Source organism: Pseudomonas sp. 86_A (genome assembly GCF_017491705.1).
GTDB classification, from domain to species: domain Bacteria; phylum Pseudomonadota; class Gammaproteobacteria; order Pseudomonadales; family Pseudomonadaceae; genus Aquipseudomonas; species Aquipseudomonas koreensis.
Genome location: NZ_JAFGYS010000009.1, coordinates 234,903 through 246,193, shown reverse-complemented (window position 1 = coordinate 246,193; position 11,291 = coordinate 234,903). Strand labels below are relative to the sequence as shown.

The 11,291-nt window shown below is 61.0% G+C and carries 10 protein-coding genes; 7 read left to right on the top strand and 3 right to left on the bottom strand.

What is annotated here, in order from left to right; all coding sequences use genetic code 11:
- Nucleotides 1–20: 20 nt before the first annotated feature.
- The gene (locus J5M57_RS15890; protein ID WP_207848696.1) at nucleotides 21–950 is read left to right on the top strand and encodes a zinc ABC transporter substrate-binding protein; all 930 of its coding nucleotides are present in this window, start codon (nucleotides 21–23) and stop codon (nucleotides 948–950) included.
- A gap of 127 nt (nucleotides 951–1,077) precedes the next feature.
- Here the strand turns inward: J5M57_RS15890 and J5M57_RS15885 are convergent, their stop codons facing one another.
- A complete protein-coding gene (locus J5M57_RS15885) occupies nucleotides 1,078–2,031 on the bottom strand; it encodes a homoserine kinase (RefSeq protein ID WP_064585255.1) in 954 nt (317 codons plus the stop codon).
- 62 nt (nucleotides 2,032–2,093) lie between these two features.
- A complete protein-coding gene (locus J5M57_RS15880) occupies nucleotides 2,094–2,390 on the bottom strand; it encodes a DUF2782 domain-containing protein (RefSeq protein WP_064585254.1) in 297 nt (98 codons plus the stop codon).
- Between the two features lie 74 nt (nucleotides 2,391–2,464).
- Here J5M57_RS15880 and polA point away from each other — a divergent pair, with 74 nt between their 5' ends.
- A complete protein-coding gene (gene polA, locus J5M57_RS15875) occupies nucleotides 2,465–5,269 on the top strand; it encodes a DNA polymerase I (protein ID WP_207848695.1) in 2,805 nt (934 codons plus the stop codon).
- A gap of 410 nt (nucleotides 5,270–5,679) precedes the next feature.
- Here the strand turns inward: polA and yihA are convergent, their stop codons facing one another.
- On the bottom strand, nucleotides 5,680–6,324 hold the full coding sequence (gene yihA / locus J5M57_RS15870) for a ribosome biogenesis GTP-binding protein YihA/YsxC (protein WP_047597033.1): 645 nt from the start codon (nucleotides 6,322–6,324) through the stop codon (nucleotides 5,680–5,682).
- A 191-nt stretch (nucleotides 6,325–6,515) separates the two neighbouring features.
- Here yihA and J5M57_RS15865 point away from each other — a divergent pair, with 191 nt between their 5' ends.
- The 5 genes from J5M57_RS15865 (at nucleotide 6,516) to J5M57_RS15845 (ending at nucleotide 11,278) form a co-directional block, all read left to right on the top strand.
- Complete coding sequence (locus J5M57_RS15865; RefSeq protein WP_025112302.1) at nucleotides 6,516–6,821, top strand: c-type cytochrome; 306 nt, start codon at nucleotides 6,516–6,518, stop codon at nucleotides 6,819–6,821.
- A gap of 32 nt (nucleotides 6,822–6,853) precedes the next feature.
- Nucleotides 6,854–7,465 carry a c-type cytochrome gene (locus J5M57_RS15860; protein ID WP_064585251.1) on the top strand — a complete coding sequence of 204 codons (612 nt, stop codon included), beginning with the start codon at nucleotides 6,854–6,856 and terminating at the stop codon, nucleotides 7,463–7,465.
- A gap of 200 nt (nucleotides 7,466–7,665) precedes the next feature.
- The gene (locus J5M57_RS15855; RefSeq protein WP_169842809.1) at nucleotides 7,666–8,307 is read left to right on the top strand and encodes a thiol:disulfide interchange protein DsbA/DsbL; all 642 of its coding nucleotides are present in this window, start codon (nucleotides 7,666–7,668) and stop codon (nucleotides 8,305–8,307) included.
- A 14-nt stretch (nucleotides 8,308–8,321) separates the two neighbouring features.
- Nucleotides 8,322–9,200 carry an endonuclease/exonuclease/phosphatase family protein gene (locus J5M57_RS15850; RefSeq protein ID WP_064585247.1) on the top strand — a complete coding sequence of 293 codons (879 nt, stop codon included), beginning with the start codon at nucleotides 8,322–8,324 and terminating at the stop codon, nucleotides 9,198–9,200.
- Nucleotides 9,197–11,278 carry a GGDEF domain-containing protein gene (locus tag J5M57_RS15845; RefSeq protein ID WP_207848694.1) on the top strand — a complete coding sequence of 694 codons (2,082 nt, stop codon included), beginning with the start codon at nucleotides 9,197–9,199 and terminating at the stop codon, nucleotides 11,276–11,278. Before J5M57_RS15850 ends, J5M57_RS15845 begins: the two co-directional genes overlap by 4 nt.
- The last annotated feature ends 13 nt before the right edge of the window (nucleotides 11,279–11,291 follow it).

Genomic DNA, 11,291 nt, shown 5'->3' with positions numbered 1-11,291 from the left:
ACCCGTTCTCGCCTCCTTGAGTGGTCATCGTGTCCCGACTTTTTTCTGTTTTTGTGGCGTTTGTCGCCAGTTTTCTGCTGATCGGTTCGGCCCAGGCCGAGGTCAAGGTCCTCACCAGCATCAAACCGTTGCAGTTGATTGCCGCCGCCGTGCAGGACGGCGTGGCCATTCCCGAAGTACTGTTGCCGCCGGGCGCCTCGCCGCATAACTACGCGCTGCGCCCGTCTGATGTGCGCAAGGTGCAATCGGTGGACCTGCTGTACTGGATCGGCCCGGACATGGAGGGTTTCCTGCCCCGCGTATTGAAGGGTCGGACCCTGCCGAGCGTGGCCGTGCAGGATCTGCCGGGCATGAAACTGCGCCGCTTTGCCGAAGACAGCCACTCCCACGCCGAAGACGCCGACGAGCATGATCACGATCACCGCCCGGGCACCCTGGATGCGCATTTGTGGCTATCGCCGGTCAACGCGCGGGTGATTGCCGACAAAATGGCCGCTGACCTGAGTGCAGCAGATCCGGCCAACGCCGAGCGCTATCAGAGCAACGCCAAGGCTTTCGACGGACGCCTCGATGCGCTGGATGCGCGCTTGAAGAAGCGTCTGGCCAGTGTTGAAGGCAAGCCGTACTTCGTGTTCCACGAAGCCTTCGATTACTTCGAGGAAGCTTACGGCCTGAAACACACCGGCGTGTTCAGCGTTGCCGCCGAAGTGCAGCCGGGCGCGCAGCACGTTGCGGCGATGCGCAAACGCCTGCAGGAAGTGGGCAAGACCTGTGTGTTCAGCGAGCCGCCGCTGCGTCCGCGTCTGGCCGAAACATTGGTGGCTGGCCTGCCGGTGAAACTGGCGGAGCTGGATGCGCTGGGCGGATACACCCCGGCGACGGCTCAGGGCTATGAGCAAGTGCTGGAGAAATTGGGTAACGACTTGGCGGGATGCCTGGAGTCGCTGTAACAACGCAAAACCTGTGGCGAGGGAGCTTGCTCCCGCTTGAGTGCGCAGCACTCACAAAAATCAGGCTGACTGCCAGAATTTTGGGGCCGCTTCGCAACCCAGCGCGAGGAAGCTCGCTCGCCACAATTTAAAGCGCGAACGGCAACGGTGTACTGACCTGCTGCCGCTGCGCCAACCGCTGCTCGAACTCCTGCGGATCGTGAATCAGCACGTCCTGCCCGGCAAACTGCTCCGCCGCGATCAACCGCGACAGCCAGAACCGCACACACGCCACGCGCAGCATCGTCGGCCATAGCTCCGCTTCGGCAGCCGTAAACGGCCGCAGCGCCGCATAGGCACCGAGGAACGCACGGGCACGCGGGCCATCGATCAAACCGTCCTCGTCCGAACACCAGTCATTCAAGGCAATCGCCACGTCGTAGAGCATCGGCCCCGAGCAGGCGTTGTAGAAGTCGATCAGGCCGGTCAGGTGCGTGCCTTCGAACATCGCGTTATCGCGAAACAGGTCGGCGTGGATGTTGGCCCGAGGCAGTGCGAGGATCTTCTCTTTGCGCTCAGTGATTTCCTCCAGCGCCTTGTGCAGCAGCGCACGCGGCGCATCGCTCAGGTGCGAAAGAAACTCGCTGCCCTCCTCCAGCATCCAGTCCAGGCCACGATCGGTCTTGCGCTTGATCATGCGCTCGCCCTGGGTCGCCAGGTGCAGATGCGCCTGCAACTCGCCGACCTGCGCGCAATGTTGCGCGTTGGCGACTTTGATGTGCTTGCCCGCCAGACGCGGTTGCAGCAGCGCCGGTTTGCCCTTCAGCTCACGCAACGCTACGCCGTCGGTGGTGCGCAGTGCGTAAGGCACCGGCAGATCGGCCTCGTGCAGGACATCGAGCAGGTCGATGAAGAACGGCATCTCCTGCACCGGGCCGCGCTCGACCAGGGTCAGGACGAATTCGCCCTGCTCCAGGCTGATAAAGAAATTGGTGTTTTCGCTGCCGGCGGCGATCCCCTGGAAATCAAGCAGACGGCCAAGCCCATAAGGGGCGAGAAAGGTTTCCAGCTCGGGCCGAGCCAGGGGGGTGAACACAGACATGGTTAAAAACTGCTCAGTTCGGGCGCCGCTGTCGAGCGGCGCCGATTAAAAAGTCGGGAAACTTACTTCCAGGTAAAGATTTCCCACGACGGAATCAGCATATCCGGCTGGTCGGAGCGGATGTAGTTCGCGTCCGAACCATCGGCGCGCACCAGGAAATACGGTTTACCACCCTTCGGCGTGACCTTGATCGCATAGACGAAGCCACTGCGGCTGTATTCCTGAATGACCTTGTCGCCTTCGGTGTGCGTGTTAATGGTAACTTCCGGCTCCTTTGACGGTGCATCATCCGCCGCCATCGCGGCCAAGGGTGAGGCAGCAATCAAACTGACCAGCAGCAAGCGATTTAGCGTACGCATGATAACCTTGTCCCTTTGTCGTCAACGGTCCCGCTATTCTAGCGCCGGGCCCGCCGAAAAGGTTGATTCTGCTCATGAGCCAAGCCCCCCTCGTCCTGGTGGACGGTTCGTCTTACCTGTACCGCGCTTTCCACGCACTGCCACCGCTGACCACCTCCAAAGGCCTGCCGACCGGCGCGGTCAAAGGGGTGCTGAACATGCTCAAGAGTCTGCGCAAGCAGTACCCGGACAGCCCGTTCGCCGTGGTCTTCGACGCCAAGGGCGGGACGTTTCGCGATGAGATGTACGCCGAATACAAGGCCAACCGCCCGAGCATGCCCGACGACATGCGCGTGCAGATCGAGCCGCTGCACCAGAGCGTGATCGCCCTCGGTTTCCCGCTGCTGTGCGTGGAAGGCGTCGAGGCTGACGACGTGATCGGCACCCTGGCGCGCAGCAGCGCGGCGGCGGATCGCCCGGTGATCATCTCCACCGGCGACAAGGACATGGCGCAACTGGTCGACGGCCACATTACCTTGGTCAATACCATGTCCGGTAGCTCGATGGACGTGGAGGGCGTGAAGGAGAAATTCGGCGTCGCTCCCGAGCAGATCATCGATTATCTGGCGCTGATGGGCGATTCTTCCGACAACATTCCGGGTGTTCCCGGCATCGGCCCGAAGACCGCATCCGGCCTGCTGGTGGGGGTCAACGGTGGCCTCAACGAGCTTTACGCGAATCTCGACATCGTCCCGACCCTGCCGATTCGCGGCGCCAAGACCCTGCCGGCCAAGCTCGAAGAGCACAAGGAGATGGCGTTCCTCTCCTATCAGCTGGCAACGATCAAGATCGACGTGCCGCTGGACATCGGCCTCGACGACCTGCAGATGGGCCAGGAAGACCCGGCCAAACTCTACGAGCTCTACACCCTGCTGGAATTCAAGAGCTGGCTGAATGATCTGGATCGTGACGCCAAGCGCCAGGAACTGAGCGCGGCCGCCGAGCCTGCGCCGGCTGGCGATCTGTTCAGCGCGCCAGCAGAAGAAGCCCCTGCAGCGCCGGCTGAAGCCACGTATGAAACCATCCTCGATCAGGCGCGTTTCGACGTCTGGCTGGAAAAACTCAACAACGCCAAGCTGTTCGCCTTCGACACCGAAACCACCGGCATCGACGCGCAACAGGCGCAACTGGTCGGCCTGTCGTTCGCGGTGCAGGCCAACGAAGCGGCGTACATCCCGCTGACCCACTCCTACATCGGCGTGCCGGAGCAACTGGATCGCGACACCGTGCTGCGCGCGCTGAAGCCGATTCTCGAAGACCCGAACAAACTCAAGGTCGGCCAGCACGCCAAGTTCGACATGAACATCCTGGCCAATTGCGCCATCGGCGGCGATCAGAGCCAGGGCATCAACGTGCGCGGCATCGCCTTCGACACGATGCTTGAGTCCTACGTGCTCAACTCCACCGCCACCCGCCACGACATGGACAGCCTTGCGCAGAAGTACCTGGACCACACCACTGTGAGCTTCCAGGACATCGCCGGCAAAGGCGCCAAGCAACTGACCTTCGACCAGATCGCCCTGGAACAGGCCGGCCCGTACGCCGCCGAAGATGCCGACATCACCTTGCGCCTGCACCAGACCCTGTTCGAAAAACTCAGCGCGATCCCGAGCCTGGCCAGCGTGCTGACCGACATCGAAATCCCGCTTGTGCCGGTGCTGGCGCGCATCGAGCGCCAAGGGGCGTTCGTCGATGCCGAACTGCTCGGCATCCAGAGCATTGAACTGGGCAACAAAATGGTCGCACTGGAGCGCGAAGCGTTCGAGATCGCCGGGGAAGAATTCAACCTCGGCTCGCCGAAGCAGTTGGGCGTGATCCTCTACGAAAAGCTCGGCCTGCCGGTGCTGAAGAAAACCGCCAAGGGCCAGCCATCGACCGCTGAGGACGTGCTGGCGAAACTCGCCGAGGACGATCATCGTTTGCCGAAAGTGCTGATGGAACACCGTTCCATGAGCAAGCTGAAGAGCACCTACACCGATCGCCTGCCGGAGCAGATCAACCCGCGCACCGGGCGTATCCACACTTCGTACCACCAGGCCGTGGCATCCACCGGGCGCTTGTCTTCCAGCGATCCGAACCTGCAGAACATTCCGGTGCGTACCGCTGAGGGCCGGCGTATCCGTCAGGCCTTCGTCGCACCAAAAGGTTACAAACTGCTGGCGGCGGACTATTCGCAGATCGAGCTGCGGATCATGGCTCACCTGTCCAAGGACGAAGGCCTGATGAACGCCTTCCGCAACAACCTGGACGTGCACACCGCCACCGCCGCCGAAGTGTTCCGGGTCGAACTCAACGAAGTGACCTCCGACCAGCGCCGCGGCGCCAAGGCGATCAACTTCGGTCTGATCTACGGCATGGGCGCACAGAAACTCGGCAAGGACATCGGCGTCGACACCAAGACCGCCAAGGCCTACATCGACACCTATTTCGCCCGCTACCCGGGCGTGCGCGAATACATGGAGCGCACTCGCAAACAGGCCGCCGATCAGGGCTACGTCGAGACGTTCTTCGGTCGACGCCTGTACCTGCCGGAGATCAACTCGAACAAACCGCAGGAACGCGCCGCCGCCGAACGCACGGCGATCAACGCGCCGATGCAGGGCACCGCAGCGGACATCATCAAGAAAGCCATGGTGGCGGTGGATAACTGGCTGGCAGCGTCCGGGCTGGACGCCAGAGTCATCTTGCAGGTGCACGATGAACTGGTTCTGGAGGTTCGCGAGGATCTGGTCGATCAGGTGAGCCAGGAAATCCGCCTGCACATGAGCGAAGCGGCGAAGCTGGACGTACCGTTGCTGGTAGAAGTCGGTGTCGGCAACAACTGGGACGAGGCGCACTAAGGCGTCTGGCCCGGCCGTTTGCCGCGACACGGTGTCGCGGCAAACGCCAGAAACGGCCTTATTTCAAAACGCGCTTGGGGTTATTCCAAAGCTTTTTGAAAAAAATCTGAACTAATCTGACCGCTCACTACTCAGAGATACTGAATGGCTGGTGAAGCCCTTCAATGCTCCTATGTTGTGTTAAGTGTTGGCAGATATCTGAACCCCGCCCTAGCGGTTCGGAACTTAAACCCCGGAACTTCTCCCTCCCCATATGAAGTCCGGGGCTTTTTTTGCCTCAAAACTGGCTGCGGCGCCGCCAGACTGCGTTAAAAGCGCAGCTAAAAATGCTCATTCAGGTCCCCTAAACTCCGCTTTTTACCAGCACCTTTGCCTTGCCTGGCAGCACCGCAGACAGTTTTGACAATCCCTCACTCAGCTGTTGCTTCTGCACCTTTATCGGCCAGTTCCATCCAGCCTGCCAACACAGTGTAGGCCTCTTCCAGCCCCATGCGCTTTGGCGCCGAGAACAGCTGGATTGTCACCAGATCGCCCCAACCCTTGCGGATTTCCGACTGCACTTTGAGCAAGGTGTTCTTGGCGGCGCCGTAGGTCAGTTTGTCGGCCTTGGTCAGCAGAATGTGCATCGGCATGCCGGCAGCAACGGCCCAGTCGAGCATCAGCAGGTCGAAGTCGGTCATTGGATGACGGATATCCATCATCAGAATCAACCCCTTCAAACTCTCCCGGCCACCGAGGTACGCCTCGAGGTGACGCTGCCAGTGTTGCTTGAGCGGGATCGGTACTTTTGCATAACCGTAGCCCGGAAGGTCGACCAGACGCCGTTCATCGTCTAGCTTGAAGAAGTTCAACAGCTGTGTGCGACCCGGGGTTTTCGAGGTGCGCGCCAGGCTGGCGTGAGTCAGGGTGTTCAGTGCGCTGGATTTACCGGCGTTGGAACGACCGGCGAACGCCACTTCGAAGCCTTCGTCGTCAGGGCATTGATCGACTTTGGCGGCACTGAGCATGAACGTGGACTGTTGGCACAGGCCGAGGATGGGATTCTTGAGTTGCATGGGATTTCCGATGTGGGCGGCGCCGGGATTGGGCGCGGAACGCGGTGTCGCTTCCGTTTCAGTGACGCCAGTATATAATGCCGCAGATTTTGTGTGTGCTTTGTCCCAGCGAAGGATGAAGTTCACGAGAGCCAAAGACCTTGATTGCGCATCAGAACGCAGAACGCTCTCAACCCTGAAAAGGTCGTTTTATGACGAAATGGCTGCTGGCTGCCGGAGTCCTGATACCGCTTTACAGCGCACAGGCTACACAGGAACCGGAAGCCGTGTACAACCGTGTTTGTGGTGCCTGTCATTCCGGCCAACTCCCCATGGCGCCCGAAAGAGGCGATCAGGAGGCTTGGACGCCGAGGTTGGCGAAAGGTATGGAGACGCTGGTGCAACACGTAACCCAGGGTTTCAAGGCGATGCCGCCGCGTGGTTTGTGCATGGACTGCAGTGCCGAGGATTACCAGGCCATCATCCTTTGGATGAGCGAGAGTAAACCCGGTCCATAACTCTTAACCCTTAGCCGTAGTTGGATTAGCTGATGAACAAATTGATCGTGAGTCTGCTGTTGACCGTGGGAATCTCAGGCATCGCCCATGCTGCAGGGGATGCAGCAGCCGGCCAGGCAAAGGCTGCCGTATGCGGCGCCTGCCATGGCCCGGACGGGAACAGCATGGCACCCAACTTTCCGAAACTGGCAGGTCAAGGTGAACGCTACCTGACCAAGCAACTGCACGACATCAAGTCAGGCAAGCGCACCGTTCTGGAAATGACCGGCCTGCTGACCAACCTGAGCGATCAGGACCTGGCCGACATCGCCGCCTACTTCGCCAGTCAGAAAGGCAGCGTCGGCGCAGCCGATCCAAAGATCGTCGCTCGCGGTGAAGCTTTGTTCCGCGGCGGTAATCTGGCCAAGGGCCTGCCAGCCTGCACCGGTTGCCACTCGCCGAATGGCGCCGGCAACGCCGCCGCCGGCTTCCCGCATCTGGGTGGCCAACACGCTCAATACATTGCCAAGCAACTGACCGATTTCCGCAAGGAAGAAGGCGGCCGCAACAACGACGGCGACACCATGACCATGCAAACGATCGCCAAGCGCCTGAGCGACGAGGACATCGCTGCGGTCGCCAGCTACATTCAGGGCCTGCACTAACCGCCCTGAATCGAGCGTTAACGGTGATGGACATCTCCTGCAACGTTAACGCTCGATTAATCCGTCGCAGCAAGTATAAAAAGGGTGGCTTTGGCCGCCCTTTTTTGTGGCCGCTGCCGTTACACTACAGAACTCATGCCCGTCAGGATCTGTCTGAAAACAGGTCGCGCGAGGCGACCAAAATTGTCCAGGAGTAAAGCATGCGTAATCTGATCATCAGCGCCGCTCTCGTCGCTGCCAGTCTGTTCGGCGTGACCGCCCAGGCCGCTGAAGCACCGGCCGCCCCTTACGTCGAACTGGCTAACCCGGTGCCGGTGGCAGTGCCTGGCAAAATCGAAGTGGTGGAACTGTTCTGGTATGGCTGCCCGCACTGCTACGCCTTCGAGCCGGTGATCAATCCATGGGTTGAAAAACTGCCTTCCGACGTCAACTTCGTGCGCATTCCGGCCATGTTCGGCGGCCCGTGGGACGCTCACGGTCAAATGTTCCTGACCCTGGAAGCGATGGGTGTCGAGCACAAGGTTCACAACGCCGTGTTCAACGCAATCCAGAAGGAACACAAACGCCTGACCACTCCAGAAGAGATGGCTGAGTTCCTCGCCACTCAAGGCGTGGACAAGGACAAGTTCCTGGCAACATTCAACTCCTTCGCCATCAAAGGCAAAATCGTCCAGGCTAAAGAGCTGGCGAAAAAGTATGAAATCACTGGCGTACCAACCATGATCGTCAACGGCAAATACCGCTTCGATATCGGCTCCGCCGGTGGTGCCGAAGAAGCCTTGAAACTGGCTGATCAACTGGTCGCCAAAGAGCGAGCAGCCAACAAGGCCGCCGCCAACTAAGCGCGGTAACCGCCATGCGCCGCTGGGGAACCGAACGCATCGTTGGCCTGCATGATCCGCAGGTCAACGAGCATCATCTGGAGTCCACGGGCCTGCCCGCAGACCATCGTCTGCGCTTGCTCAGTTTCAATATCCAGGTCGGCATCAGCACCGAGCGCTATCGGCATTACCTGACCCGCAGCTGGCAGCACCTGCTGCCGCACACCGGGCGCTCAAGCAACCTGCAGAAGATTGGCGACCTGCTGGGCGACTTCGATCTGGTCGCCCTGCAGGAAGCCGATGGCGGCAGCCTGCGTTCAGGCTACGTCAATCAGGTCGAACACCTGGCGCACCTCGGCGCCTTTCCCTACTGGTACCAACAACTCAATCGCAACCTCGGCCGACTGGCCCAGCACAGCAATGGCGTGCTCAGTCGCCTGAAGCCGTGGGCGATCGAAGACCATCCGCTGCCCGGCCCGAAAGGTCGCGGCGCGATCCTGCTGCGCTTCGGCGAAGGCCCGGAAGCGCTGGTGGTGGTAATGATGCACCTGGCGCTTGGCGCGCGAGTGCGCAGCCTGCAACTGGCCTACATTCGTGACCTGATCAGTGGCTACAAGCACCAGATATTGATGGGTGACATGAACACCCATGCCAGTGATCTGCTACAACAGTCACCGTTACGCGATCTCGGCCTGCTGGCCCCGCAGATGGAAGCCACGTTTCCCAGCTGGCGGCCGCAGCGTTGCCTGGATCATATTTTGCTCAGCCCGACCCTGACCCTGGAAAAGGTCGAAGTGCTGGCTCAACCCATTTCCGATCACCTGCCGGTCGCGGTAGAGATTCGTCTGCCGGGTTCGCTCACGGCCGATGCATTGCCCGCGTTGAGTCCTGCCCCTCGCGGAACCCCTGAATGAGCGACGACGCCCAGCGCTGGAAAGAGAAATACCTCAAAAGCATCGAACAACAGGACAAGCTCGAACGTCGCTGGGCCGCCAGGCTCGACTTGCTGCGTCGCGGCTTGGTGCGCAGCACCCTGGCGGCCGAAGGCACCGACAAAGTCGTTGATCAGTGCATGAAAGAGATGCGCGACGTGGTGCGCACCGACGATATGGACGCCGGCCTCGCCGCCCTGCTGCCGCGTCTAGAGAAAGCCGTACTCGACTCCGAGCAGCGCCGCGAGACCCGCATCGATCAGGTCAGCACGGCGTTGACCGCGCTGGTCACCCAGCTGCAAGCCTTGCCGCTGCCGCGTGAAGTCGCGCAACCGCTGAAGAAGTTCGCCAAGCAACTCGACAGCCGGGTCGGCCAGGCGCGGGAAATGCCGTTGCTGCTGAGTGAGCTCAGCGGCTTGCAAGGCAAGGCCTTGAGCCAGCTGGAAACGCCCGCCGGACCGGACCGCCCGGGTTTTCTGCAGCGTCTGTTTGGCAATCGCGACAGTGAAGAGACGCCGGCAACACCTGCGCCGGCGCCGGTAGCGGAGCAACCTCAAGCGCCAACGCCAACGCAACCTACACCCAGCGCAGAGCCAGCGCCGCAGCCTGTGCAGGCAGCTCCCGCCGAGCCGACTCCAGCGCCGCCCGTCATCGCGCCCCCTGAGGTCATTTTTGATCAAGAGCAAGCGCCGGCCGAATCACCCGTGGTTTCGTTCGTGCCGCCGGTCATCGCGGTCGACGCAGGCGCTGAAACAGCTGCCGCCCCCACGCAGCCGGTACCCGAGCCGCAATCCGAACCGTCGGCCGCGCCAATCGCACCGCCAGCCGCTTCGATGGCAGCAGCGACGTTCAACCCCGACGAACTGATCCATCCCGGGGACATCCCAAGCACCACGCCGCTGATCCTCGACAGCCTGCCCCTGCCCGAACCCATCGCCCAGGCATTGGCCGCCATCGATCCGGAGCAATCGGAACAAGACATTCTCTACGCCCTGCCCGATTCGCCGGAGCCGTCGTACAGCTCGGTGGCCAAGCACATCGAAGACACGCTGATCGGGCTGCTCGACGACCTGACCCTGCCCGAGCGCCATCGACCGCAGGCCGAGGCAATGCGCGACCGTTTGAAAAACGGGCTGAACTGGTACGAACTACTACCGATTCTCGACGATCTTGCCACGTTGATGCTGGCGATCACCGACAGCGGCCAGCACGAATTCGAAGCCTATCTGCAACAACTCAACGAACGTCTCGAAGCGTTCCAGAGCAACTTGCAGGCCGCCAGCGACGGCCACGCCGACAACAGCTCGGCGGCGCGGGCGATGGACACGCAGATCCGTGAACAGGTCGACGGCTTGCAGACCAGCATGCAGGAAGCGGCCGACCTGGACGACCTCAAGCAAGTGCTGGAGAACCACCTCGAAGGCCTGCTCGGTACCATGGACCAGCACCAGAAACAACGCGATGCCCGCGAGCAGGAAGTCGCGGCACGCCTCAAGGGCCTGGCCGAACGCGTGGCGCACATGGAGCAGGAAGCCCTGGGCTTCCGTGAGCACTTGGAAGAACAACGCCAGAAAGCCTTGATCGACCCGCTCACCGGCCTGCCCAACCGCGCCGCATGGAGCGAACGGCTCGAACACGAGATCAAGCAGTGGCAGCAGCACGGCAACACCCTGAGCCTGGCGATGCTCGACCTCGATCACTTCAAGCGAATCAATGACAACTACGGTCATCTGGCCGGCGACAAGGTGCTGAAGATCATCGCCACCGTGCTGCGCAAACGCCTGCGCGGTGCAGATTTCATTGCCCGTTTTGGTGGTGAGGAATTTGTTCTGCTGATGCCGGCGACCACACCCGCCGTGGGCGCCAAACTGCTGGAGACCCTGCGCGCCGCAATCGAAGCCTGCCCGTTCCACTTCAAGGGCGAGCGAGTGACGATCACCCTTTCCATGGGACTCGCATCGTTCCGGCCGGGAGAACACAGCGATCTGGTGCTTAAAAGAGCCGATCAGGCGCTGTACCGCGCTAAAAACGGTGGACGCAACCGGATCGAACTGGGCTGAACAATTGTTCCAT